Origin of the sequence: Streptomyces sp. CB03238 (genome assembly GCF_002099185.1) — a bacterium.
Lineage (GTDB): Bacteria > Actinomycetota > Actinomycetes > Streptomycetales > Streptomycetaceae > Streptomyces.
The window spans coordinates 169,640-194,388 of record NZ_NBCN01000002.1 but is presented as its reverse complement, the minus strand read 5'-3'; the positions used below and the strand labels follow the sequence as shown (position 1 = coordinate 194,388).

Genomic DNA, 24,749 nt, shown 5'->3' with positions numbered 1-24,749 from the left:
AGGATCAGCCAGTACGGGGGCAGGGTCCCCGTACTGGTATAGGAGGCGGGTGTTCCGCGCCCGGGCCGGGCTCGGGCCGGGCCCGCGCGGGAACGGCCGCATAAAAAACTCCCCGTCCTGGGAGGGGTTTATCCCTCCCAGGACGGGGAGTTGACAGCTCAGGCGCCGGGACTGCCGGCTGCCGTGGGCCGGTGGCCCGTGCCCCGGCGTGCCGGTGAGTGCCCTGCGGGCCTGTGTCAGCCGTTCTTGGCGCGCGAGGCGGCGCGGGCGCGCTCGCGCTGGTCCAGGTTCACCTTGCGGATGCGGACGGCCTCCGGGGTCACCTCGACGCACTCGTCGTCGCGGCAGAACTCCAGCGACTGCTCCAGGGAGAGCTTGCGCGGCGGCACGATCGCCTCGAACGAGTCGGCCGAGGACGACCGCATGTTCGTGAGCTTCTTCTCCTTGGTGATGTTGACGTCCATGTCGTCGGAGCGGGAGTTCTCGCCGACGATCATGCCCTCGTACACCTCGGTGCCCGGCTCCACGAAGAGGACGCCGCGCTCCTGGAGGTTCGTCATCGCGAAGGCGGTGACCGCGCCGGAGCGGTCGGCGACGAGCGAGCCGTTGTTGCGGGTCGTCAGCGTGCCGAACCACGGCTCGTGGCCCTCGTGGATGGAGTGGGCGATGCCCGTGCCACGCGTCTGCGTCAGGAACTCCGTACGGAAGCCGATCAGGCCACGGGACGGCACGACGAACTCCATGCGCACCCAGCCGGAGCCGTGGTTGGACATGTTGTCCATCCGGCCCTTGCGGACGCCCATGAGCTGCGTGACGGCGCCCATGTGCTCCTCCGGCACGTCGATGGTCATGCGCTCGACCGGCTCGTGGACCTTGCCGTCGATCTCCTTGGTGACCACCTGGGGCTTGCCGATGGTCAGCTCGAAGCCCTCACGGCGCATCTGCTCGACCAGGATGGCCAGCGCCAGCTCGCCGCGGCCCTGCACCTCCCAGGCGTCGGGGCGCTCGGTGTCCAGGACGCGCAGCGAGACGTTACCGACCAGCTCGCGGTCCAGGCGGTCCTTCACCTGGCGGGCGGTGACCTTGCGGTCCTTGACGGCCGCCTTGTTGTCCGCGCCCTTGCCGGTGGCGCCACGGCCGACCAGCGGCGAGGTGTTCGTACCGATGACCATCGAGATCGCGGGCTCGTCGACCGTGATCAGCGGCAGCGCGATCGGGTTCTCCGGGTCGGCCAGCGTCTCGCCGATCATGATGTCCGGGATACCGGCGACGGCGCAGATGTCACCGGGGCCCGCCACCTCGGCCGGCTTGCGGGTGAGCGCCTCGGTCATCATCAGCTCGCTGATGCGTACGTTGGCGACGGTGCCGTCACGCTTGATCCACGCGACCGTCTGGCCCTTGCGCAGCTCGCCCTGCTCGACGCGGAGCAGCGCGATACGGCCGAGGAAGTTGTCCGCGTCCAGGTTGGTGACGTGCGCCTGGAGCGGGGCCTCCTCGTCGTACACCGGAGCCGGGATGTGCTCCAGGATCGTGGAGAAGAACGGCTCCAGGCTGGTGGAGTCGGCCGGGACTGTGCCGTCCTCCGGCTTGGTCAGCGACGCGATGCCGTCACGGCCGCAGGCGTAGACGATCGGGAACTCGATCTGCTCCTCGTCCGCGTCCAGGTCCAGGAAGAGGTCGTAGGTCTCGTTGACGACCTCGTCGATCCGGGAGTCCGGGCGGTCCGTCTTGTTGATGCAGAGGATGACCGGCATCCGGCGCTGCAGGGCCTTGCGGAGCACGAAGCGCGTCTGCGGCAGCGGGCCCTCGGAGGCGTCCACGAGCAGCACCACACCGTCGACCATCGACAGGCCGCGCTCGACCTCACCACCGAAGTCGGCGTGGCCGGGGGTGTCGATGATGTTGATGGTGATCGGGGCCCCGCCGTCCTTGGGGTGGTACTTCACCGCCGTGTTCTTGGCGAGGATCGTGATGCCCTTCTCACGCTCCAGGTCGTTCGAGTCCATCATGCGGTCGTCGACGGAGTCGAGCTGGTGGGCGGCGAAGGCGCCGGCCTGCTTGAGCATGGCGTCGACGATGGTCGTCTTGCCGTGGTCGACGTGGGCGACGATGGCTACGTTACGGATGTCGTGGCGCGTGGGCATGAGTGGCTTGCGCTTCTCTCGGATCGTGGGTGCGGCGTCTCTTTGTTCCTCGTACGCCCGCCGGGCGGACGCGCCACGGCTGTGTCCATGGTACGGGGCCGACGCGCGAAGGGCTTCTCGGCCCGTCCGGAGAAGATCGAACAGGTGTCTAGCGGTGCACTGGGGGGGTGGGTGCTTGAGTGGGCCCGGGTCATGGTCCGCACGCGAGCTTGCCCGCCGGTGATACCGACGGGCAAGCGACTTGAGCGGATTCTGAGGTTGCGGCCTGGTGCCGGGTGCGCCGCTACTTCTGCGCGAAGCCGATGTTCTCGTAGCGGGGGGTCGCGAAACCGAACGCCCCGGCGTTCACCACCGTCGTCCTCGCCGCCACCAGCTGCGGCCGCTGGTAGAGGGGGATGGAACCGGCCGCGGCCCAGATCCGGGCGTCGGCCTGCTTCACCAGGTCACGGGCCGCCTTCTCGTCCAGCTCGGCGGCTGCCTGGTCGAAGAGCTGGTCGATGTGGTCCGTACCGACCCGGGTGTAATTCTGCTCCACCAGCAGGGAGCCGTCGGCGGCCGGCTGGGGCTTGGCGAAGATCGGCCGCCCGTCGGTGGCGGGGTAGGCGGTGGCGGGCCAGGAGTAGAGGGCCAGGTCGAAGTCGCCGGAGGCGATGTGGTCCTTGAAGTAGCTGTCGTCGGGAACCTTGACGATCTCGGTGCCGATGCCGATGCGGCCGAGCATCCGGGCGATCTTGTCGCCGACCGTCCGCAGGGACTCGGAATCGGGGCCGGCGGGGAGGACGAAGCGGAGCGTGAGCGACTCGCCGTCCTTGCCGAGCGGACCGGCCGCCGCGCCGGCGGGGGCCGCCGGGGCCGGGGCGGCGGTGCCGCGGGGGGCGTAGGCGCCGGGGGCCCCGCCTCCCTGGGCCTTGGGCTGGTCGGGCGCGCCCTTGTCGGTGTCGGTCTCCGTGCTCAGGCCTTGCACCTGGCGGTGGAGGGCGATGCCCTGGGCCGCCGCGGCGGGGGCGGGGGCCAGGACGTGCGTACCCTCCGGTCCGTCGTTGCCGCCGATGGCGGGCTCGGCGGGCTTGTCGTCGCCGACGATGTACAGGCCCTCGTCGGACGGTACGTCGTTCTTCCCGCCCTTCTCGTCCCTGGCGGGCGTGGCACCGGCGGCGGGCTTGTTCGCCGCGGCGGACGCCTCGGCGCCCGCCTTCGTGCCGTCCTTGGGGCCGGCGGGCTTACGCGCGCCGCCCCGCGTCCAGCCCGCGTCGGCCAGGAGTTCCTGGGCCTCCTCGGTGTCCTGGCCGCCCAGGGCGCCGCTGCTGTCGGCGTACGCCTGCTGCCCGGCGAGCGCGAGGTGGCTGCCGACCGGCTGCGCGGGCAGCCCGAGCGGCTTCAGGACCGCCTCGGCGAGTTCCTGGCGGTTCAGCGCGCGGGCCACCGCCCGGCGTACCCGGTCGTCGGAGAGCGGGCCGCTCTCGCCGTTGAGCGCCAGCTGTGTGTACGCCGGTTCCAGCGACTTGCGGACCGCGTAGCCGCGCAACGCCTTCTGCTCGGCCGCGTACGCCGCGAGGGCCTGCTGGTTCTTCAGCCGCGCCGCCTGGAGGAGCCGGGCCTGCGCGGGATCCGCCGGGGGTGCCGCGTTCGCGGCGCCCGGCGGGGGCCCTGCCTTGGCGGCGGCCGACGGGGCCGTGTCCGTACCGGCGCCGTGGGCGGCGCGGTCCGCGTCCTTGACCGCGCGGGCGATCCGGTCCGCCGTGGCGCGGTCGATCTCGGCGAGGTCGAGCAGGCCCGCGGCGAGCGCGGTGGCGCGGCCGGAGCGCGGGACGGCACGCAGCACGATCGCGTCGAGCTTGGCCGGCTGACCCCACCAGCGGGGGTTGCGTACGAGCGTCGCCGTACCGCTCCTGGCGTCGACGCCCTTGAGCTGGAAGGGACCGGCCGACGCGGCCAGCTGCGTACGGGCACCGTCGTTGAAGGCGGCCGGCGTCCCCATGACCTGCTTGGGGTAGAGCGGCGAGAAGAGGGCGCGCCAGTCGGCGTACGGCTTGTTGAAGGTGACCCGGACCTCCAGGTCGCTGGCGCCGCGCTCGATCTTCTCGATGCGCTCGTAGCCGGCGTTGCGGGCGGTCCAGTAGGCGGAGTCCTTGCCGCTGAGGGCGTGCCACTGGGCGACGAAGTCGGGGGCGCCGATCTCGCGGCCGTCGGTCCACACCGCCTGCTGGTTGAGCTTGTAGAGGACGACCTGCTTGGGCTCGCGCTCGACGATCTCGGCGGATTCCAGGTAGTCGGGGTTGCGCTGGGGGCGGCCGCGGTCGTCGAGGGCGAAGAGGGTGGGCAGTACGGCCTGGGTGATGCGGGTGGTGGTGGCGTCGGCGTCCGCCTGGAAGGCGTTGAGGGTGGCCGGCATCGCGTCGACTGCCCAGCGCAGCGTGCCTCCGTCGGCGACCTTGTCGCGGGCGGCGGGGGCGACGTCCTGCGGGACGGCCTTGGCGTCGCTCTCCTCGTCGGGGGAGCTGCATCCGCTCAGTACGGAGACGGCGAGTACGCCGGTGGTGAGGAGGACGGCGGACCGGAGCGTGCGGGAACGGGGGCCCCGGGAGCATGTCCTCCCCCGAGGGGCGCCGACGTGGGACATGTCTTGTACCTCTTCGTCCTGTTTTGTGGAATTTAGAGATGATCACACCTATTGCCCATACACTGAAAACGACCGGCAGGGCCCCGTGGCGGCGACACGGCGGCAGTGCGCGCAAACACCACCCGTGCGGCCCAAGCCTCGGAAGAGTGGAATCCGCGCGCATGGCTTCACAATGGGGGATGTGACGCGCGACACTCTCAGGCGCGTGTTTGCCACCCGCGATCGCGGAAGTGAGGGCAATTCATGTCTCTCGAAGACGATCTGACCGAGGTCAAGCGCCGCCTTGAGGAGCTGGCCCGATCGGTCATCCAACTGGAACGGAACCTCGCGCAGCGGCGCGAGGAGAAGCCGGTCCGCACGGCGGTCGGCCGGCCCGAGGGCCTGGTGACCATCCCGGACACGCCGTACGACAGCTCCCTGTGGACCGACTCGGACGACGAGGGCCTGGGCGCGCGGGACCGCCGCGCCCCCTGACGGGGGTGGTGGCGCGCGCGGTGCCGCGGGATGACCGGGAGGTACGGAAGGTCCGCGCCGGGCGGTCCGGCCGACGTGTCGGCGGCGCGGTCGCCCCGTACGCCAGGGTCATGGCGGGCCGGGCGGCCGGTACGAGGGGCCTTGGCGCCGGGCCGTGCCGGTCCGGCGCGACTGTCCCGTGCCGAGGGCCGGGTGCCGGGCGCCGGGCCGGGCGGGCCTTACCGGCGGGCCTTGCCGGGGCTGCCCCGGGGCACGCCGTGCCGGGGTGCGTACCCCGGAGCCCGCGCCGGGCCCGGCTCCGTACCGCCGTGTACCGCCCTGTACTCCCGCGAGCCGGGCCGGACCGGGCCATGTGCCATGAGGCGGGCGCCACCGCCGGACCCACCCGCCACCGGTGCCGTTCGGGCGCGCCGCCCGTCTCCTCGGGGGCGTACACCGGCCGACCGGCCGGCACGCGCGCGGCCCGTACCCACCACACCGCACCCAGCAAGTCACTCCCGGCCCGCACCCTGACCGGCCCTGCACCGGCACCGGACCGGCACCCACCCTCACCGACCGGCACGCGCCACGACCGGCCCGCGCCCTAGGAGACCCCGTTGGCCACTGGCACCGAACAACCACCACCCGACACCGACCCCGCCGCCGACCCCGCCACCGCCGCCCGCGGCGGCCGCGGCGGCGTGCACAGCCCGGCACGCGCCACCATCGCGGCGCCCCACCTCCGTACCGACCGCTGGTGGCTCGCGCCCGCCGCCACCGCCGCCGGGCTGCTGGCGTTCATCGTCTACTCGACCTGGCGGGCCTTCGCGAACAGCGACTACTACGCCGCGCCCTACGTCTCGCCGTTCTACTCGCCCTGTCTCGCCGAGAACTGCGCGCCCATGAAGGACGGCCCCAACTGGGAGATCTTCGGCAGCTGGTGGGGCCTGTCCCCCGCCCTGCTGATCCTGATCTTCCCGCTCGGCTTCCGGCTGACCTGCTACTACTACCGCAAGGCCTACTATCGGGGCTTCTGGGCGTCGCCCCCGGCCTGCGCGGTCGCCGAGCCGCACAAGACGTACACCGGCGAGACCCGCTTCCCGCTGATCCTGCAGAACATCCACCGGTACTTCTTCTACGCCGCGCTGCCGGTCGCCGGGATCCTGACCTACGACACCGTGCTCGCCTTCCGCGACGCGTCGTACGAGTGGGGCCACATGGGCCTCGGGACGCTGGTCTTCCTCGTCAACATCGTGCTGATCTGGGCGTACACGATCTCCTGCCACTCCTGCCGGCACATCGTCGGCGGACGCCTCAAGCACTTCTCCAAGCACCCGGTGCGCTACCGGCTGTGGGGCTGGGTCGGCAAGCTGAACGCCCGCCACATGCAGCTCGCCTGGGCCTCCCTGCTGAGCGTCGCGCTCGCCGACTTCTACGTGTACCTCCTCGCCACCGGCGCCTTCGATGATCCGCGCTTCTTCTAGAAAGGGTGCCTTCTGATGAGTCAAGCGGAACGGCAGCAGTGGGACGTCGTCGTGGTCGGCGCCGGCGGGGCGGGGCTGCGGGCGGCCATCGAGGCGCGTGAACAGGGCGCCCGTACGGCCGTGATCTGCAAGTCGCTGTTCGGCAAGGCCCATACGGTGATGGCCGAGGGCGGCATCGCCGCCTCCATGGGCAACGTCAACGCCGGGGACAACTGGCAGGTCCACTTCCGCGACACCATGCGCGGGGGCAAGTTCCTCAACCAGTGGCGGATGGCGGAGTTGCACGCGCGCGAGGCGCCGGACCGGGTGTGGGAGCTTGAGACGTGGGGCGCCCTCTTCGACCGGACGAAGGACGGGCGGATCTCGCAGCGCAACTTCGGCGGCCATGAGTACCCGCGCCTGGCCCACGTCGGCGACCGTACCGGCCTGGAACTGATCCGTACGCTCCAGCAGAAGATCGTGTCCCTCCAGCAGGAGGACTTCCGCGCCTTCGGCGACTACGAGGCCCGGCTGAAGGTCTTCCAGGAGTGCACCGTCACCCGTGTCCTCAAGGACGACGACGGCCGGGTCGGCGGGACCTTCTGCTACGAGCGCGAGTCGGGCCGCTTCTTCGTGCTGGAGGCGCCGGCGGTCGTCCTGGCGACCGGCGGGATCGGCAAGTCCTTCAAGGTGACGTCCAACTCGTGGGAGTACACCGGCGACGGGCACGCGCTGGCCCTGCTGGCGGGCGCGCCGCTGGTGAACATGGAGTTCGTGCAGTTCCATCCGACCGGCATGGTCTGGCCCCCGTCGGTGAAGGGCATCCTGGTCACGGAGTCGGTGCGCGGCGACGGAGGGGTGCTGCGCAACTCCGAGGGCAAGCGGTTCATGTTCGACTACGTCCCCGACGTCTTCAAGGAGAAGTACGCGGAGTCGGAGGAGGAGGGCGACCGCTGGTACGAGGACCCGGACAACAACCGGCGTCCGCCCGAGCTGCTGCCGCGCGACGAGGTCGCCCGCGCGATCAACTCGGAGGTGAAGGCGGGGCGCGGATCGCCGCACGGCGGGGTCTTCCTGGACGTGTCCACGCGCATGCCGGCCGAGACGATCCGGCGCCGGCTGCCGTCGATGTACCACCAGTTCAAGGAGCTGGCGGACGTGGACATCACGGCCGAGGCCATGGAGGTCGGCCCGACCTGCCACTACGTGATGGGCGGCGTCGCCGTCGAGTCGGAGACGGCCGCGGCGGTCGGCGTGCCGGGGCTGTTCGCGGCCGGTGAGGTCGCGGGCGGCATGCACGGCTCCAACCGGCTCGGCGGGAACTCCCTGTCCGACCTGCTGGTCTTCGGCCGCCGGGCCGGGTTGTACGCGGCTCAGTACGCGAGCGGCCTGCCTGCCCGCCCGGAGGTGCCCGACGCCCAGGTCCACGCGGCGGCAGCCGAGGCGCTGCGGCCCTTCAGTGGCGAGGGTGCCGTCGGGGCGGGTTCGCGGCCGGAGAACCCGTACACCCTGCACCAGGAGCTGCAGCAGACCATGAACGACCTGGTCGGCATCATCCGCCGGGCAGAGGAGATGAAGCAGGCGCTGCGGACACTGGCCGAGCTGCGGCTGCGGGCCCAGGGCGCGGGTGTCGAGGGGCACCGGCAGTTCAATCCCGGCTGGCACCTGGCGCTGGACCTGCGGAACATGCTGCTGGTCAGCGAGTGCGTGGCGCGCGCGGCCCTGGAGCGCACGGAGTCCCGGGGCGGGCACACGCGGGAGGACTGCCCGGCCATGGAGCGCGAGTGGCGGCGGGTGAACCTGCTGTGCCGCATCGCCGACCCGGATTCCCCGGAGGGGCAGATCGCCCTCGAACGTACGACGACCGAACCCATCCGTCCCGACCTGCTCGCCCTGTTCGACAAGGAGGAGCTGGTGAAGTACCTCGCCGAAGAGGAGCTCTACGAGTGACCAGCTATGACGCGAGCTTCCGGGTGTGGCGGGGCGACCCGGACGGCGGAGGTCTGAAGGACTTCACCGTCGAGGTGAACGAGGGCGAGGTCGTCCTCGACATCATCCACCGGCTCCAGGCCACCCAGGCGCCGGACCTGGCGGTTCGCTGGAACTGCAAGGCCGGCAAGTGCGGTTCGTGCAGTGCCGAGATCAACGGCCGGCCCCGGCTGATGTGCATGACGCGGATGTCGGTGTTCTCGCGCGACGAGGTCATCACGGTGACCCCGCTGCGGGCGTTCCCGGTCCTCCGCGACCTGGTGACGGACGTGTCGTTCAATTACGAGAAGGCGCGGGAGGTTCCGTCCTTCGTCCCGCCGCCGGGCGTGGCAGCGGGCGAGTACCGGATGCAGCAGATCGACGTGGAGCGCCCGCAGGAGTTCCGCAAGTGCATCGAGTGCTTCCTGTGCCAGGACACGTGCCATGTGGTCCGCGACCACGAGGAGAACAAGGCCGCCTTCGCCGGGCCGCGCTTCCTGATGCGCATCGCCGAGCTGGACATGCACCCCCTGGACGCGGCGGCCGAGTCGGGACTCGACCGCAAGAGCACCGCGCAGGAGGAACACGGGCTCGGCTACTGCAACATCACCAAGTGCTGCACGGAGGTGTGCCCGGAGCAGATCAAGATCACCGACAATGCGCTGATCCCGCTGAAGGAGCGGGCGGTGGACCGCAAGTACGACCCCCTGGTCTGGCTCGGCAACAAGATCACCCGCCGGAGGTCCTGACCCCGCCCGGACCGGACCTAGTGCCAGCCCGCCTTGTACGCGGCCCAGTCCTCCTCCTTCGCGGCGAAGTCGACGTACAGCGCGACTCCGAACCCCTCCCGGTCGCGGTCCGTGCGCCCCAGGCCCAGCCTGGTGCCGCGGACCGCGGCCGCGACGGTCTCCGCCGACTCGTGGTGGCCCAGGTCGTCCTCGTGGAAGAACGGCAGGCCCATCAGCAGGTCGGTGTCCTCGGGCGTGACCTCCAGCGCGAGGGAGGTCTGCTGGGCGACATAGCCCCCGTACATGCCCTCCAGCGGCATCCAGGTGTCGTAGGACATCACCGCTATCTGGTCGACCCGGCGGGCCACCTCCCCGAAGAACTTCTGCGACCACCACTTCTCGCTGCCGCTCAGCGCGCCGTTCACGGCGTGGGCCGCGGGCAGCGGGTCTATCTGGTGGGCGGCGACCGACAGCGGTGCCTTGCGCGCCCGCGTCACCTCGCCCAGGTCGTCGAGGAGCGAGAGGTAGTGAGGGTCGTCGGAGAGCAGCGGCTCCAGGTCGAAGTGGACGCCGTCGAAGCCCGCGTCCAGGATCTGCCGCGTCGAGCGCACGACAGCGGCCCTGGACTCGGCCCGCTCCAGCCGCAGCCCGTTCGGCCCCTCGGTGGCCAGCACGTCACCGAGCCAGGCCTGTACCCGTATGCCGGGCATCTCGCGGTGCACCGAGTCGATCAGCCACCGCGCCCTGGGATACCGCGCGGCGGGCAGGGTCCCGTCGTGCTCCAGCGGCCCCGCGTGGACGTACAGGTCCCGGATGCCCGTCCCCTTTATCCGCGCGGCGAAGGCGTCGAGATCGGCGTCCTTCTTCCGCCCGTCCACCCAGGCGTGCCCGAGCCAGATGGCGTCCTTGCCGCGTGTCTTCGTGCCCTCCTGCAGATCCCCCGCGTAGTTCATCCGCAGCGCCGCCCAGGCGGCGAGCGGGGGAAGCACGATCAGCAGCACCAGCGCCAGCGCGACCCGCTTGGGCCACCTGAGTCTCGGGCTCGCCAGCATGGCCCGCGTCGTCCGCATCGCCCGCATGGCCCGCGTCGTCCGCACGTTCACATCAAGCCCCCCGTCAGCAGTACCGAACGATCACCACACTAGCGGCCATCACTGACAGTCACGATCGACGTCGGGTCGCGCACGAACAAACAGCGACATAGCCTCACGAATGTGACGCGGATAGCCACCCGGGCCTTCCTCGCTGTCCTGCTCGGTGCACTGGTGGCGGCGTGGTGGCTGGTCCTGCCCGGCGTGCCGGGCGCACACGCCGACGATCCGGTCGACCTGTCCCGGCAGGGCCAGATCACCGACAAGGTCGCCGCCCTGGAAGGCCGCGAGCGCGAGGTCGCCCAAGCCCTCGAACAGCTCTACGACGAACGGCGCGTCCAGCTCTTCGTCGTGTACGTGCGCGACTTCTCCGGGCGCTCGGCGCAGGACTGGGCCGACACCACCGCGGTCAGGAACGGGCTCGGGGCCGACGACGTGCTGCTCGCCGTCGCGACGCACGACCGGCGGTACGCCTACTCCGCCGATCCCGGTTCCGGCCTCACCCGGGCAGGGCTGGACGAGGTCGCGCGGACGGCCGTCGAACCGGCGCTGCGACAGAACGACTGGGCGGGGGCGGCGGTCGGTGCCGCCCGTGGGTACGAGGCCGTACTCGCCGGGCGGCCGGTGCCCGCTCCCGCCATCACGCCGGGGCCGGCGGACCCGGGGGGCGAGGGGAGTCCGGGCGCCGATCTGATCCTTCCGGTGGTGCTGGTCGTCGGGGCCGGCGCGGTGGCGGCGTACACGTACACCAAGCGGCGCCGGCGGGCCGCGACGCGGACCACGCCGCACGGCGAGCCGCGGTGGGGCATGGCCGGGCCTTCCGTGGACGAGCTGGACGCCCGCGCCAAGCAGGTGCTCGTCGACACGGACGACGCCGTGCGGACGAGCGAGGAGGAACTCGGCTTCGCTGTGGCGCAGTTCGGGGAGGAGGCGGCGAAACCCTTCACCGAGGCGGTGGCGTACGCCAAGGGCGAACTGACGGCGGCCTTCCGGCTGCGCCAGGAGCTCGACGACGCCTACCCCGAGGACGAGGCGTCCCGCCGCCGGATGCTGGAGGAGATCGTCGCGCGTTGCGGGGAGGCCGACCGGCGGCTGGACGCGGAGGCGGAGGCGTTCGACCGGTTGCGTGCCCTGGAGCGTACGGCGCCGGAGGCCCTGGCCGCGGCGGAGTCGGCGTTCCGTGACGTGAGCGGCCGGGCGGACTTGGCGGAAGCGGCGCTCGTCGCGATGCGTGAGCGGTACGCGGAGTCGGCGGCCGCGCCGGTGGCGGGCGGTGCCGGGCAGGCCAGGGACCGCCTCCTGTTCGCCTCGGCCAACCTGGAGCGGGCGCGGGAGGCGGTGGAGGGGGACGACAACGCCACGGCGGCGGTTCATGTGAGGGCCGCCGAGGGCGCTCTCGACCAGGCGGTGCGGCTCGTCGACGCCGTGGACCGGCGCGCGAGGGAACTGGCGGAGGCCGCGGGCCGGCTGCCGACCGCCCTCGCCGACACGGAGGCGGACCTCGCCGATGCCGGCGGGCTGGTGGAGGGGACGGCGGAAGGGGTGCCGACGGCCGGCCTGCGGGGCCGGATCGCCCGCGCCGAGTCTGTCGTCGCGGACGTACGGAGCGCGGTGGAGGGCGGGCGGTACGACCCGATCGACGCGCTGCGGCGGGTCGAGGAGGCGGACGCCGCGCTGGAGGAGGCCCTGGCGGGCGCGCGGGAGCGCGAACAGGGCGCGCGGCGGGCACGCGCGCTCCTCGACCAGGTGATGTTGACGGCGGGTTCCACCGTCGAGGCGGCGGCGGACTACATCACGACGCACCGCGGGGCGGTGGGCGCCCAGGCCCGTACCCGGCTGGCGGAGGCGCAGCGCCGGCTGGAGCGGGCGCACGAGCTGGCGGAGGGCGGCGGCACAGCGGGCGGCGGGGGCGGCGCGGGTGACGCGCAGGGCGCCCTGGCCGAGGCGCGGCAGGCCGACGTGCTGGCCCGGCAGGCGCAGAGCCTGGCCGAGCAGGACGTGGGCGGGTATGGGAACGCGATCGGGCCGGGCGGTGTATCAGAGGCAGGAGGTGGCGGCGGGCTCGGCGGTGCGGTGCTCGGCGGGATCCTCCTCGGCGGACTGTTCGGCGGCGGTGGACGGGGAGGCGGGGGACATGCGGGCGGATACGGCGGGGGCTTCGGTGGCGGATTCGGCGGGGGCTTCGGCGGGGGTTCGGGCGGAGGCGGCGGGCCGGGCCGCTTCGGCGGCGGGGGCACGCGTGGCCGGCTGGGCGGTGGCGGCCGGTTCTGACCCGACTCCTCCCTTTCATCGGACGTACAAGGAGAAGTGCCATGACCAAGCAGACCGTCCTCGGCCGGGTCGCCCAACTGGCGAAGGCCAATGTCAACGCGCTGCTGGACCAGGCCGAGGACCCGCGGCTGATGCTGGACCAGCTCATCCGCGACTACACCGCCAACATCACCGAGGCCGAGCAGGCGGTGGCGTCCACCATCGGCAATCTGCGCCTGCTGGAGCAGGACCACCAGGAGGACGTGGACGCGGCCCGGGAGTGGGGCGAGAAGGCCCGGGCGGCCAGCAGGAAGGCGGACGAGCTGCGCGCGTCGGACCGGCCGGCCCTGGCGGACAAGTTCGACAACCTGGCCAAGGTGGCGCTGGGGCGGCAGCTCCAGTCGGAGAAGGAGGCGAGGACCGCCGAGCCAACCATCGCCTCCCAGCGGGAGGTGGTGGACACCCTCAAGGCCGGCCTGGAGGAGATGAGGGCGAAGCTGACCCAGTTGCGGGCGAAGCGCGACGAGCTGGTGGCCCGCGCCGCGTCGGCCCGGGCGCAGAACCGCATGATGGACGCGGTCAGGAGCATCGACCTGCTGGACCCGACGAGCGAGCTGAGCCGCTTCGAGGACAAGGTACGGCGGGAGGAGGCCAAGGCCCTGGGCAAGCAGGAGCTGGCCGCGTCCTCGCTGGACGCGCAGTTCGAGCAGCTGGAGGGCCTCGGCGACCGCGCGGAGATCGAGGCCCGGCTGGCGGCCCTGAAGGCGGCCGCCTGACCTCCGGCCGCCGGGCCTCAGAACATGCTCAGCAGCTGGTCGACCGTCGGTTCCGTCGTGGTGTCACCGTCCGGGAGGGGCAGTTCGAACCAGACGGTCTTGCCGCGCGGTGTGCGGCGGGAGCCCCAGCCCGCGCTGAGCAGGCCGACCAGCTGCAGGCCGCGGCCGCCCTCGTCGGTGTCGCGGGCCCGGCGCCGCCGGGGCTGGACCAGGCCCGCGTCCCACACCTCGCAGACGAGGGTGCGGTCGCGCAGCAGGCGCAGCCGTATCTCGCCCTCGCCGTAGCGCAGCGCGTTGGTGACGAGTTCGCTGACGAGCAGCTCGACGGTGTCCACGAGCGGTTCGAGGTCCCAGGCGGTCAGCTGTGCGCGGGCCAGCTCCCGGGCGCGCCCGACCGAGCGGGGCTCGCGGGGCAGCCGCCAGTCGCCGACGGCCTCGGCGGGCAGCCCCTGGATGCGGGCCATCAGCAGGGCGATGTCGTCCTCGCCGTGCCGGGTGTCGAGGGTGTTCAGGACGTGGTCGCAGACGTCCTCCAGCGGCCGGCCGGGGTCGGTGAGCGCGCTGCGGAAGGCCTGCATGCCCTCGTCGAGGGGGTGGTCGCGGGACTCGACGAGCCCGTCCGTGTACAGGGCGAGCAGCGCGCCCTCGGGGAGTTCGACCTCCACCTCCTCGAAGGGTTCACCACCGACGCCCAGCGGCATCCCGGGCGGTACGTCGAGCAGCAGTGCCGCCTCGCCGGGTTCGACGAGCACCGGCGGCAGATGACCGGCGTTGGCGAATGTGCAGCGGCGGGTGACGGAGTCGTACACGGCGTAGACGCAGGTCGCGAGGTAGACCTCGGACAGCTCCGGGCCGCGCGCCTTGGTGGTGACCCGCGAGGCCTGCCCGCCTCCGGTGGGGGTGCCGAGGCCTCGGGCGATCTCGTCGAGGTGGGAGAGGACCTCGGCCGGTTCCAGGTCGAGCTGGGCCAGGGTGCGTACGGCGGTGCGCAGTTCGCCCATGGCGACGGCGGCCCGCAGCCCGCGCCCCATGACGTCGCCGACGACCAGGGCGGTGCGGTGCCCGGGCAGCTGGATGACGTCGAACCAGTCGCCGCCCACCTCGGTGGCGGTGTTGCCGGGCAGGTAGCGGCAGGCGATGTCCAGGCCGGCGGCCTCGGGGTCGCCGGGCGGGAGGAGGCTGCGCTGGAGGATCAGGGCCCGCTCGTGCTCCCGCCGGTAGAGGCGCGCGTTGTCGATGCAGACCGCCGCGCGGGCGGCCAGCTCGACGGCGAGCGCCCGGTCCCGCTCGCCGAAGGGCTCGCTGCCCTTGGTGCGGGAGAACTGCGCCAGTCCGACGACGGTGTCGTGCGCGACCATCGGCACGACGAGGGTGGACTGCACGAGGCTGCCGTCGACGCCGGGCATGTCACGCAGCCGCCCGGTGCGCAGGGCGCCCGCGCAGGGCGAGTTGAACGGGTAGCGGTGGATGGCGCCGACGTCTATGGGCGCGGTCTCGCAGCATCCGGGCGTGGACCCGGCGCTCACGAGCGGGGCGTCGGAGACGGCGCTGGCGAAGGCGACCCGGCGCAGTTCGGCGCTGGCGCCGTCCGCCCTTCCCGGTGGTGCCTCGTCACCGCTGAGCAGCCCTTGGTAGAGGTCGACGGAGGCGAGGTCGCAGAAGCCGGGCACGGCGACGTCGAGGAGTTCGCGGGCGGTGGTCTCCAGGTCGAGGGAGTTGCCGATGCGGGCGCCCGCGTCGTTGAGGAGGGCCAGGTTGCGGCGGGCGCTGGCCGCCTCGCGGGCGGCGATCTGGCGGCGGGTGACGTCGGTGCCGAGTCCGGCGACGCCGATGGGGCGGCCGGATCCGCTGTGCACGCGGTAGAGGTTGATCGACCAGTGCCGGCGTTCGGTGCTGCCCGGCACCGCGCCGGTGATCGACAGGTCAGTGACGGACTCGCCGGTTTCCAGCACCCGCTGCAGCGCGGCGGTCATCCGCTCGGCCTCGGGGCGGGTGAGGTAGTCGTGGACGGTGCGTCCGCGGTGGTCGTCTGCGGAGCCGCCGAAGACGGTCGCGAAGCGCTGGTTGGCGCGCTTGACCGTGAGGTCCGTACCGAACAGGAGGAAACCGAAGGGCGATTGGCCGAAAATGGCCTGCGAGGCTGCAAGATCGGTCTCTATCCGGCGCAGTGCGCGGACATCGACGACGATGCAGAGCGCCGCCTTCTCGCCGCGCTCGGTCTCGCTCGGCATCACATAGACCTCGGCGATGCCGCGCGCCCGCCGCTCCCCCGGCATCCGGAAGGGCACCAGGCCCGTCCACTCCTTGCCGTCGAGGATCTCGGAGACCTTGCGGTGGCCGCGCGGCCGCAGCTCGGCCGGCATGAACGCCTCGACCGGATCCTTGCCCCTGACCTCCTCGGCGGTGATGCCGAACAGGTCTGCGGCGCGCAGGCTCCACTGGTCGACCAGCCCGTCGGGGCCGATCGAGAAGGACGCGACTCTGATGTAGTCATAGATCGAGCCAGGCGGACTGCTCTGCCACATGACGCTGTTCGCCGTCTCAGGTATCTCGCTCACGCGACCGTCCCCTCCAGCTCACCGCACCGGACCGGCCATTCCCGCAGTATTCAGCACTACGGCCCCCGGCGGCACGACGTTCACGATCACAGGGTGGTCTCGTTCGTTTTGAGCCGAGCCCGAAGGTGATCGTTGTCCCTTCAGTCTTCTAACCAGGCAGGGCCAGCTCGAACCACACCGTCTTGCCCGACCTGCCCTTTCGGGTCCCCCAGCGGCGGGCGGTGCAAGCGACGAGTTGCAGCCCCCTGCCGCCCTCGTCGTCCGGGCCCGCGACCCGTTCCAGGGGCGGATCCGGAAGCGGATCGGAGACCTCGACGAGCAGCGCCGGGTGGGACGGGAAGGGTTCCTCATCGGGGTGGAGCCGGATCAGCCGGACTCCGATCGGACCCGAGGCGTACCGCAGCGAATTGGTCACCAGCTCGCTCACCAGCAGCACCGTCACATCGCCGATCGCCATGTCCAGGCGCCACGCGCGCAGCGTGTCGCGGACCGCATGGCGGGCGGCGCGTACGGCGTCGAGTTCAGCCGGAAAGGTCCACTCGGCGCACTCGCCTTCGGTGTCGATCACGCCGACCACTTCCCAGACCGAGCAGCAGACCCACGTCCAATTTCGGTGGGTTAATCAGCACATACCCGATATTGGGGGCGGGCTATCGCCACGGTGGGCGCATCGTGGCACGAACGGCGTACACCACGGCCGCGCACTCCGCACCGAGGGCCGTCCACCCGCGCGCGTCGGCGCGCCCCCGAACGGTCCCGCGCGGCCGGGCGCCGGCCCGGCACCGGCGCACACCGCCCCGCCTTCGGGCCGCGATCCCCACGGGGCGTCAGGCGACTGCGGCCGGCCGCCACGGCAGACGTCACACCGGGTCGGCGCCGCCGGCCCGGGGCGGGGCCGCCACGGCACACGTCACACCGGGTCGGCGGGGCCCGCTGGGGGCACGGCCGGGCGTGGGCGGGCGTCAGGCCGGGTCGGCGGCCGTCCCGGTGGGCAGTCGGCGCGCGACCTCGGCCACGGCGGGACGGTCCTGATCCAGCCAGTCGACAGTGTCCAGTTCGTACCGGAACAGCCAGCGCAGCTCGTCGTGGTCCTCCAACGGGCGCGGCTCGCCGGAGACAAGCCGAGCCGTCCACACCTGGAGTACGTAACCGGGTGCCAGCGGCCATTCGCCGGGGATCCGTTCGCCCGGCTCCGCCTCCACGCCCAGCTCCTCGCGCAGCTCGCGCACGAGCGCCTGCTGCGCGCTCTCGCCCGGCTCCAGCTTGCCGCCGGGCAGCTCCCAGCGGCCGGCCAGCTCCGGAGGGGCGCTACGGCGTGCAGCCAGCAGCCGCCCCTGGTCGACGACGGCCCCGGCCACCACCACACGATCTGTCATGCGCCGGAGCGTAACCCGCGGCAGGCCGGCGCCCCCGCCCGCGGTCAGCTCGCGGGCTGACCGACGCGCTCCACCCAGTAGAGCTGCTTGTGTCCGCGGGTATCGAGGCTGTCGGCGATCTTCTGCGCCTCGTCCCTGGTCGCGTACCTGCCCACCCGATAGTGGTTGCCGTTGTCGTCCTGCCGGATCACCAGCCAGGGAAGGACCGCGCCACTCTCACTCATCACGCCTCACCCTCCGCCGGCCTGCACGCTTCTAAGCATCCCCACGAAACCGCAATCCGCATATGCCTGAGCTTACGCCTGACCTTTACTGAGCGGATACGTCTTTTTACAAAGAGATACGCATCCGGCCAGGAATCAGGTGCGGAAAGGGGGCGCACCCGGCCGGGTGCGCCCCCTTGCGCGGAACCGCGCGCATCTGAATACCCGTCAACCAGCCACGGCCAGAGCCCCAGCTGCAGCCACAACCACAGTCACAGTCACCGCACCGGAAGGTGATAGGTGATCCGGTACCGGTCGGCCGGCACGACGACGTCGGCCGTCTCGACCGCCCGCCCCGAGGCGTAATACGTACGCTCCACCACCATCACCACATGACCCGGCACGCCCCCGAGTGTCAGCAGCTCCTCCGCCAGCCCGGGCCGCGCGCCGACCTCCTCCACCACGTTGTCCACGACGACGTCGATCGCGGCCATCCGCTCGACGACCCCGCAGCCGCCCAGCGGCCCCTCCTCGGGCAGCATCACCGGCGTACGCCCCGTGACGGCGAGCGGCTCCCAGGAGGTGGAGAGCATCATCGGCTCCCCCGCGTCCCGGAAGACGTACCGCGTCCGCATCACCCGCTCGCCCGGCTCGATGCCGAGCCGCTCGGCGATCGCGGCGCTCGCCGGTTCCTGCTCGCTGCTGGACTCCCACGTGCCACGCGCGCCTTCGGCCGCCTGCTCCTGCCGGAAGGGATTGGCGCCGGCCGTCAGCCCGTACCCCGAGCGGGCGATCCGGCGCGGCACAGGCCGCTCCCGTACGTACGTCCCCGACCCCGAGCGGCCCTCGACCAGGCCCTCGGCCATCAGCACCTTGCGGGCCTCCAGGGCGACGGTGTCGGAGACGCCGTACTCCTCCCGGATGCGGGCCTGCGAGGGGAGCCGGGTGTGAGGAGGGAGCGAGCCGTTGGCGATCTTCTCTCGGAGATCGCTCGCAACGCGCAGATAGGCGGGCTGCTCACCGAAGGTCACTGGCCACTCCCATCAGGTTGACAGACAGCAACAGCCTGGCAACCGTCCGTTGTACAGCGCAAGCATGGGCCAAGGTTTCACTCGAAGTGATGACCGCCGTTTGAGCACCAGCTCACCATGGGTACGAGCCCGAAGCCGGCGCCCCGGGAGGGGACGCCGACCCGTACCGCTCAGGCAGTCCCCGCGCTGTCGGCCGGCGGCGTCACGTCCAGCTTCAGCGCGCCGCGCACCTTCGCGCCCATGTCGGCGGGCAGCCCGTCGTACGCCGGGTCGTAGTGCTCCCAGAAGGTGTCCGGGTCCGTGGCGGCCGCCATCTTCGCCCAGTGCTTCCGGGCCGACTCCAGCTCCTCCACCAGGTCCGTCACCGGCTTCTGCGCGCCGGCCGGCCACTGGTGCGCCCGCAGCTTCGCGACCGTCCCGCTCAGGGTCGACGACACCTTCCCGGCCCACGCCACGTTGGCCTCCTGGTCCTCCTCGACGTCGGCCTCCGGCTCCTCCCACAGGGCGGCGTCGATCTGGTTGACCGGCTTCAGGAAGGCCAGCTGGTGCTCGTCGAGGGTGGTCTCGTCACTGCGCACCGAGCCCGTGAGCTTGCCCTTCTCGGCGGCGAAGGCGCAGGTCACGGCGCGGTCCCCGATCGCCCAGCTCTCCTTGCTGGGCTGGTAGTAGTACATCCACGCGTTGTCGGGGATCGCCCAGCTGTCCAGCGCGTACGCCGCGTTGAGCACATCGCACCGCTTCTCGGCGATCGGCTCGATGGGCTTGTCGCCGGGCCACTTGTCGAACTCGGTGATCTTGAAGGTGCCGGTTATCTCACCGTCGTGCGGCTTGGCACAGTCGACGATCGTGACGTCGGCGGTCTCCGCCTCGATGGCGCCGCTCGGGCTGTTGAAGCACTGCCCCTTGCGCAGGTCGAAGGTCGAGCGCGTGCGCGACACCTCGTCCGCCACCTCCCGCGCGCCGTCGTAGGCGTCGCGGAACGCGCCCGTGGCCAGTCCCGCCACCACCAGCAGCGTGCTGACCAGGGAAAGGATCATGCCGGTGATCGCCAGCCCCTTGCCCCGCTCGCCCTTCTTCCTGATCCGCCCGAGCGCGATCCCGCCGAGGATCAGGCCGAGCGGCGGCACCAGGCACACGATGCCGGTGACGAGTGAGGCGATGGCGAGCCCGTTGACGCTCGCCGAGGGCGGCGGCGGTCCGGGCACGCCGTAGAACGGCGGCGGCACCGGCGGGTGCGACTGCTGGGGCGGGGGCCAGCCCTGGGGGGATCCCTGGGGCGATTCCTGGGGGGACCCATCGGGCGATCCCTGGGGCGATCCCTGGGAGGACGGTTCCACGGTTCTCGGTGCTCCTGTCGGGGGCGGGACGAATCGAATGCGCGCGCGGCTGGCGCATCGTACGCGGTCGACGGCAGGAGGCGGAATGCGAGTAACGAAGGGAACATTCCAGGCGAATGACGGCAACACGGAGAGGTGGTCACCGTAAGCCGGTGACCACCCCTCGTCACTCACTCAACCGTTTCAGAACTGCAGGGCCCAGGAGTCGATCTTCCCGGTGTCGTAGTTCGCGTTGTCACTCACCCGCAGCTTCCACGTGCCGTTCGCGACCTCGGACGAGGCGTTGACCGTGTACGTGGTGTTGATGTTGTCGGAACTGCCGCCCGTGCCATAGCCCTTGAGTGTGTACGCGGTGCCGTCGGGCGCTATGAGCTGCACCTGGAGGTCACCGATGTACGTGTGAACGATGTTCACAGGCACCTGGAGAGTTGACGGGGCATTACCCGTGACGCCGCTGACGGTGATCGGTGACTCGACGGTGGAGTTGTCGCTGATCGCGTAGTCGGCGGTGTTCTCGAAGCGCTTGCCGGGCGGCGGGGTGGTGCCGCCGTCGCCCACGTACAGCAGGCGGTTCGGGGAGCCGGTGCCCGGGTTGCCCACCACGCCGCCGGTGGCGGCGGAGGTGAGGGCGGTGGCGACCTGCGACGGGGTGGCCGTCCGGTTGTTCGCCAGGTAGAGGGCCGCGGCGCCCGCGACGTGCGGGGTCGCCATCGACGTACCGGAGATGGTGTTCGTGGCGCTGTCGCTGCTGTTCCACGCGGAGGTGATGGACGAGCCCGGCGCGAACAGGTCCAGCACGCTGCCGTAGTTGGAGAAGCTGGAGCGCGCGTCCGTGCTGGTGGTCGAGCCGACCGTGATGGCCTCGGTGACGCGCGCCGGCGAGGTGCCGGAGGCGTCGCGGTTGTCGTTGCCGGCCGCGATGGCGTACGTGACGCCGGAGGCTATGGAGTTGCGTACGGCGGTGTCGAGGGCGGAGTCGGCGCCGCCGCCGAGGCTCATGTTCGCCACGGCCGGCTTGACGGCGTTCCGGGTCACCCAGTCGATGCCGGCGACGACCTGCGCGGTGGTGCCGGAACCGGAGTTGTTGAGCACGCGGACGCCGACGATCCTGGCCTTCTTGGCCACACCGTAGGCGGACCCGGCGACGGTGCCGGCGACGTGCGTGCCGTGACCGTGGCCGTCCTGCGCCGTGTTGTCGTTGTCGATGGCGTCGTAGCCGTAGGAGGCCCGCCCGCCGAAGTCGCTGTGGGTGATGCGTACGCCGGTGTCGATGATGTACGCGGTGACGCCGTCGCCCGCCGGCTCGGGGTAGGTGTAGCTCTGGTTGAGCGGCAGGGCGCGCTGGTCGATCCGGTCCAGGCCCCAGGACGGCGGCGACGGCTGGGTGCCGTTGATGCTGAAGACGCGGTTCTGTACGACGGAGTCGACGGCCGGGTCGGCGGCGAGCTTCTTCGCCTGCGCCTCGGAGAGCTCGACGGCGTAGCCGTTGAGGGCGGAGGTGTACGTCTTCTCGATCTTCGCGCCGTACTTGGCGGCGACCGCCTTGCCCGCCTTGGACTCGGCGTCGGCGGCGGACTCGTCGAGGGTGACGATGTAGCTGCCCGCGATGACGCCGGGGGCTCCGGCGCTCTCGATCACACCTTCCGGGGCGGCCTCGGCCGCGGTGGCCGGGAGGGCGGAGAGGGTGCCGAGCGCGAGGGCGGCGACGACGGTGGCGCCGGCTGCGGCCAGTCTTCGCCGCGGGGTACGCATCACTGACATGTGAGGGGTCCTCCTCATTGGTGGTGCGTTGCTGTGGGGGTGTGCGACAGGGGCATGACAAACAAGCGCCACTGGGTACGCGGCGTTGCCGGAATCCCACTGCCGAGCGAAAGATTGACCGATCCATAGGAATCACACAAGGGTCCTGACGCTCCGGTAACAGGCCCGCCACACAAGTGACATGCTGCGGTTCATGACGATCACGACGGCCTACGTATGTGCGCGATGCGGCGCCGGATCATCCGTTTCCTCACTGACCTGGCGCTGTCCCGAATGCCTGGGCCCCTGGGAGCTGGATTTCACGGCCGCCCCCGTCCCTCTGGCCTCGCTCGCGGGCCGCGTCGGTTCGCTGTGGCGGTACGAGGAGGCGCTGCCGCTCTCCGACCCGTACTGCTCGCTCGGCGAGGGCCGCACCCCGCTCGTCCGCCTCACGGACACGGTCTCGGCCAAGCTCGACTTCCTGATGCCGACCCTGTCGTTCAAGGACCGCGGCGCCGTCATGCTCGCCGAGCTCGCCCGCCGCCTCGCGCCGCGCCGCGTGATCGCCGACAGCAGCGGCAACGCGGGCACCGCCATGGCGGCGTACTGCGCCCGCGCGGGACTGGACTGCACGGTGTACGTCCCCGAGGGCACCTCCCCCAAGAAGCTGGAGCAGATCCGCGCGCACGGGGCGCGGCTCACGGTCGTCCCCGGCGACCGGGAGGCCACCGCACTGGCCGCCCGCGAGGCCGCCGACGAGCCGGGCACCTTCTACGCCTCGCACGTCTTCAACCCGTACTTCCTGCACGGTACGAAGACGTACGTGTACGAGCTGTGGGAGGACCTGGGCGGGCGGCTGCCCGACACCCTCGTCGTCCCCGTCGGCAACGGCACCCTGCTCCTGGGCGCCGCCCTCGCCACCTCCGAGCTGTACGCACACGGCCTGATCGGGTCGCGCCCCGCCCTGGTGGCCGTACAGGCGGAGGCGGTGGCGCCGCTGGCCGAGGCGTTCCGGGCGGGCGCCGACGACGTACCGGCCCCCGCGCCGATGAGGGCCACCCTCGCCGAGGGCATCGCCATCCCGTACCCGCCGCGCGCCCGCCAGATCCTGCGGGCGGTACGCGAGTCGGGCGGCACCTTCCTCACGGTGACGGAGCACCAGCTCCGCGCCGCCCAACTGGACTTGGCCGCGCGTGGGCTGTTCGTCGAGTCGACGGGCGTGGCGTGCTGGGCGGCGATCACCGCCGAGCCGCGGGAGGGCAGCGTCGTGGTCCCCCTGTGCGGCGCCGGCGCGAAAACGGGCCTCGCGGCCGGCTCGCGCGCCACCTGAAGCCCACGGGTGCAGCATGGAAGAGGGGCCGAAACCGACCAGCCGGAGGAGCGGGAGCCATGGGCACGTACATGGACGTCCACCGAGGATTCCAGGGCATCACACCCGAGCAGCTGAGCGAGGCCCATCAGGCGGACCTCGCCATAGAGAAGGAAGAAGGCGTGCACTTCGAGCGGGCCTGGGCCGACCCGGAGTCGGGCACGATCTACTGCCTGTCCACCGGTCCCTCCGCCGAAGCCGTGCAGCGCGTCCACGAACGCACCGGCCACGCCGCCGACGAGATCCACGAGGTGCCGCTGTCGGTCTGACGCCGGGGACGATCCCTCCTTAAGGGGCAGCCCTGTGGGCCTGCCCCTTAAGGAGCCCCGGCTCGCTCCACCGCCCGGTGCCCTTCGAGATCCGCCTCGGCCCGGAAAGCCTCACGCCGCCGCGCGGGGCACGCCCTCGGCCGGACGCACCGGAGCCCGGACCCTCCCTCCTGATCCGCCCGCCCGCACCGACGCGGCGGCCTCCGACGGCGCCGACGGCTGACGGAGTCGGTCCCATCCGACATCCGCCGAGACGTCGAAGCGGAAGGTCTGCGGACTGGCGGGCCCCACCGGCCTGGAAATACATGGCACCGGGACCGGCAAGTCGATGAGACTGCGCAGGTGAGCCGCCGCTGCCCCTGTCCTTACTGCGGGCAGCTCGTCCTGGACGAGCTGCCCGGCTCGTACGGCATCCGCCCCGTCTGCTTCGGGCGGGGACGACCATGGCCTCCCCGCCGCGCCTACCGCGCCTGTCTGGAACGACAAGCCCCACCCGACGGGACCGAGCCTGTCGGCATCCGCCGGGCCCTGACGGAGTTCGGCGCCCGCACCCCCGTCGCGCCGCCGCTCACCGAGCGCCTGCGCGCCACCGCCGGGGCCGAGGCCCCCGGTTGGCCCTCGGCCCACTTCACCGAAATCATCAACGACCTGGCCGTCCTGCACCCGGAGAGGTGACCGATGCCGTTCCAGCACCCTGAGGAGATCGGCTATGGCTACGTCATCGAGCGCTACGTGACGCGGAAGGACTCGGACCACCCCCGCTACCGCGAACTGAAGACCCGTCGTGTCCTCCGGCCGGGGTGGCCGCACGCCAAACGCTTTGCCGACCACCTGATCGATGACGCCGCCGCCATCACAGACGCCGAGCTGGAAGCCCTCCTGGCCTACGAATGGCGCTCCCGGCTCACCGCCGCCTGGCTGATCGGCGTCAATCGCCGCGAATCGTTCCGCGAGCGCATCGGCGACCTGCTCCTGGCCAGCGAAGTCTGCTACTCCGGCGGCGCGTACTGCTTCGCCCTGGCCCGGTTCGGCACGCACGCCGACGCGGACATCCTCTCCGCGTACCTCGACCGCTACCTCCCCCGCACCGACCTGCGCTACGACCAGCCCGCCGCCCTCGGCGCCCTCCTCCGCCTCGACGTCCTCCTCGGCACCCACCACGCCGACCGCTTCACCCAGCCCGACGGCCTCTGGGACCAGTGGGTCCAGGCCCTGCTCCACCTCCGTGACCAGCCCGGCTACACACCCGCCGATCAACGCCGATGGGCCGATCTCCATTGCGACTTCGCCAACAGCTGGGCCCGCACCGGGCGCTGAAGCCGGCCATTCCCGGCTCGGCTACTCTCTGCGATCCAGGTAAGCCGCGACCGAAT

The 24,749-nt window shown here is 71.8% G+C and carries 20 protein-coding genes; 10 read left to right on the top strand and 10 right to left on the bottom strand.

From position 1 onward, the window contains the following. Positions 1 to 236 precede the first annotated feature (236 nt). Entirely contained in the window at positions 237 to 2,144 is a 1,908-nt protein-coding gene (gene typA / locus BKD26_RS03660; RefSeq protein WP_084895670.1) for a translational GTPase TypA, read from the bottom strand. 283 nt (positions 2,145 to 2,427) lie between these two features. Then, positions 2,428 to 4,764: an ABC transporter family substrate-binding protein gene (locus BKD26_RS03655; RefSeq protein ID WP_084895668.1), complete on the bottom strand. Its 2,337-nt coding sequence runs from the start codon at positions 4,762 to 4,764 to the stop codon at positions 2,428 to 2,430. Positions 4,765 to 5,007: 243 nt separating this feature from the next. Here BKD26_RS03655 and BKD26_RS03650 point away from each other — a divergent pair, with 243 nt between their 5' ends. From BKD26_RS03650 to BKD26_RS03635, 4 genes are all read left to right on the top strand, one after another. Next, on the top strand, positions 5,008 to 5,238 hold the full coding sequence (locus tag BKD26_RS03650; protein ID WP_084895666.1) for a hypothetical protein: 231 nt from the start codon (positions 5,008 to 5,010) through the stop codon (positions 5,236 to 5,238). Positions 5,239 to 5,834: 596 nt separating this feature from the next. Next, positions 5,835 to 6,701: a hypothetical protein gene (locus tag BKD26_RS03645; protein ID WP_084895664.1), complete on the top strand. Its 867-nt coding sequence runs from the start codon at positions 5,835 to 5,837 to the stop codon at positions 6,699 to 6,701. A 15-nt stretch (positions 6,702 to 6,716) separates the two neighbouring features. Continuing rightward, positions 6,717 to 8,630, top strand: coding sequence for a fumarate reductase/succinate dehydrogenase flavoprotein subunit (locus BKD26_RS03640; RefSeq protein ID WP_084895662.1), 1,914 nt, complete (start codon positions 6,717 to 6,719; stop codon positions 8,628 to 8,630). Then, positions 8,627 to 9,397, top strand: a complete 771-nt coding sequence (locus BKD26_RS03635) for a succinate dehydrogenase/fumarate reductase iron-sulfur subunit (RefSeq protein WP_084895659.1) — start codon at positions 8,627 to 8,629, stop codon at positions 9,395 to 9,397. The genes BKD26_RS03640 and BKD26_RS03635 overlap by 4 nt, the downstream gene beginning before the upstream one ends. 17 nt (positions 9,398 to 9,414) lie before the next feature. On the opposite strand, the gene BKD26_RS03630 is transcribed toward BKD26_RS03635, so the two are convergent. Further along, positions 9,415 to 10,446: a hypothetical protein gene (locus BKD26_RS03630; protein WP_084896210.1), complete on the bottom strand. Its 1,032-nt coding sequence runs from the start codon at positions 10,444 to 10,446 to the stop codon at positions 9,415 to 9,417. 144 nt (positions 10,447 to 10,590) lie between these two features. Between BKD26_RS03630 and BKD26_RS03625 the strand changes: the two genes are divergently transcribed. Further along, entirely contained in the window at positions 10,591 to 12,738 is a 2,148-nt protein-coding gene (locus tag BKD26_RS03625) for a TPM domain-containing protein (RefSeq protein ID WP_084895657.1), read from the top strand. A 41-nt stretch (positions 12,739 to 12,779) separates the two neighbouring features. Next, positions 12,780 to 13,493 (top strand): PspA/IM30 family protein, encoded by a 714-nt coding sequence (locus BKD26_RS03620; protein WP_084895655.1) that lies wholly within the window; start codon positions 12,780 to 12,782, stop codon positions 13,491 to 13,493. A 17-nt stretch (positions 13,494 to 13,510) separates the two neighbouring features. Here the strand turns inward: BKD26_RS03620 and BKD26_RS03615 are convergent, their stop codons facing one another. The 7 genes from BKD26_RS03615 to BKD26_RS03580 form a co-directional block, all read right to left on the bottom strand. Beyond that, positions 13,511 to 16,018 (bottom strand): SpoIIE family protein phosphatase, encoded by a 2,508-nt coding sequence (locus tag BKD26_RS03615; protein ID WP_347104252.1) that lies wholly within the window; start codon positions 16,016 to 16,018, stop codon positions 13,511 to 13,513. 181 nt (positions 16,019 to 16,199) lie between these two features. Further along, a complete protein-coding gene (locus BKD26_RS03610) occupies positions 16,200 to 16,628 on the bottom strand; it encodes an ATP-binding protein (RefSeq protein ID WP_084895651.1) in 429 nt (142 codons plus the stop codon). A 385-nt stretch (positions 16,629 to 17,013) separates the two neighbouring features. Next, a complete protein-coding gene (locus BKD26_RS03600; protein WP_084895647.1) occupies positions 17,014 to 17,427 on the bottom strand; it encodes a (deoxy)nucleoside triphosphate pyrophosphohydrolase in 414 nt (137 codons plus the stop codon). A gap of 44 nt (positions 17,428 to 17,471) precedes the next feature. Beyond that, a complete protein-coding gene (locus BKD26_RS03595) occupies positions 17,472 to 17,651 on the bottom strand; it encodes a hypothetical protein (protein ID WP_073754082.1) in 180 nt (59 codons plus the stop codon). A 257-nt stretch (positions 17,652 to 17,908) separates the two neighbouring features. After that, positions 17,909 to 18,661, bottom strand: coding sequence for a GntR family transcriptional regulator (locus BKD26_RS03590; protein ID WP_084895645.1), 753 nt, complete (start codon positions 18,659 to 18,661; stop codon positions 17,909 to 17,911). A gap of 170 nt (positions 18,662 to 18,831) precedes the next feature. After that, positions 18,832 to 19,866, bottom strand: coding sequence for a DUF4190 domain-containing protein (locus tag BKD26_RS03585; protein ID WP_179166399.1), 1,035 nt, complete (start codon positions 19,864 to 19,866; stop codon positions 18,832 to 18,834). 315 nt (positions 19,867 to 20,181) lie between these two features. Further along, complete coding sequence (locus BKD26_RS03580; protein ID WP_084895641.1) at positions 20,182 to 21,759, bottom strand: S8 family peptidase; 1,578 nt, start codon at positions 21,757 to 21,759, stop codon at positions 20,182 to 20,184. A gap of 193 nt (positions 21,760 to 21,952) precedes the next feature. Between BKD26_RS03580 and BKD26_RS03575 the strand changes: the two genes are divergently transcribed. The 4 genes from BKD26_RS03575 to BKD26_RS40070 all read left to right on the top strand — a co-directional run bounded on the left by BKD26_RS03575 (position 21,953) and on the right by BKD26_RS40070 (position 24,693). Then, the gene (locus BKD26_RS03575; protein WP_241518529.1) at positions 21,953 to 23,068 is read left to right on the top strand and encodes a pyridoxal-phosphate dependent enzyme; all 1,116 of its coding nucleotides are present in this window, start codon (positions 21,953 to 21,955) and stop codon (positions 23,066 to 23,068) included. 59 nt (positions 23,069 to 23,127) lie between these two features. Continuing rightward, positions 23,128 to 23,376: an SCO4226 family nickel-binding protein gene (locus BKD26_RS03570; RefSeq protein ID WP_084895636.1), complete on the top strand. Its 249-nt coding sequence runs from the start codon at positions 23,128 to 23,130 to the stop codon at positions 23,374 to 23,376. A gap of 342 nt (positions 23,377 to 23,718) precedes the next feature. Next, positions 23,719 to 24,051 carry a hypothetical protein gene (locus tag BKD26_RS41045; RefSeq protein WP_241518528.1) on the top strand — a complete coding sequence of 111 codons (333 nt, stop codon included), beginning with the start codon at positions 23,719 to 23,721 and terminating at the stop codon, positions 24,049 to 24,051. Positions 24,052 to 24,054: 3 nt separating this feature from the next. Further along, the gene (locus BKD26_RS40070) at positions 24,055 to 24,693 is read left to right on the top strand and encodes a DUF6000 family protein (protein ID WP_179166398.1); all 639 of its coding nucleotides are present in this window, start codon (positions 24,055 to 24,057) and stop codon (positions 24,691 to 24,693) included. Positions 24,694 to 24,749 lie beyond the last annotated feature (56 nt).

Coding starts and splice junctions, on each gene's coding strand:
- BKD26_RS03650 (WP_084895666.1), top strand. CDS start 5,008: ATGTCTCTCGAAGACGATCTGACCGAGGTCAAGCGCCGCCTTGAGGAG.
- BKD26_RS03620 (WP_084895655.1), top strand. CDS start 12,780: ATGACCAAGCAGACCGTCCTCGGCCGGGTCGCCCAACTGGCGAAGGCC.
- BKD26_RS03655 (WP_084895668.1), bottom strand. CDS start 4,764: ATGTCCCACGTCGGCGCCCCTCGGGGGAGGACATGCTCCCGGGGCCCC.
- BKD26_RS03580 (WP_084895641.1), bottom strand. CDS start 21,759: ATGTCAGTGATGCGTACCCCGCGGCGAAGACTGGCCGCAGCCGGCGCC.
- typA (WP_084895670.1), bottom strand. CDS start 2,144: ATGCCCACGCGCCACGACATCCGTAACGTAGCCATCGTCGCCCACGTC.
- BKD26_RS03595 (WP_073754082.1), bottom strand. CDS start 17,651: ATGAGTGAGAGTGGCGCGGTCCTTCCCTGGCTGGTGATCCGGCAGGAC.
- BKD26_RS03615 (WP_347104252.1), bottom strand. CDS start 16,018: ATGTGGCAGAGCAGTCCGCCTGGCTCGATCTATGACTACATCAGAGTC.
- BKD26_RS03570 (WP_084895636.1), top strand. CDS start 23,128: ATGGGCACGTACATGGACGTCCACCGAGGATTCCAGGGCATCACACCC.
- BKD26_RS03630 (WP_084896210.1), bottom strand. CDS start 10,446: ATGCGGACGACGCGGGCCATGCTGGCGAGCCCGAGACTCAGGTGGCCC.
- BKD26_RS03640 (WP_084895662.1), top strand. CDS start 6,717: ATGAGTCAAGCGGAACGGCAGCAGTGGGACGTCGTCGTGGTCGGCGCC.
- BKD26_RS03600 (WP_084895647.1), bottom strand. CDS start 17,427: ATGACAGATCGTGTGGTGGTGGCCGGGGCCGTCGTCGACCAGGGGCGG.
- BKD26_RS40070 (WP_179166398.1), top strand. CDS start 24,055: ATGCCGTTCCAGCACCCTGAGGAGATCGGCTATGGCTACGTCATCGAG.
- BKD26_RS03575 (WP_241518529.1), top strand. CDS start 21,953: ATGACGATCACGACGGCCTACGTATGTGCGCGATGCGGCGCCGGATCA.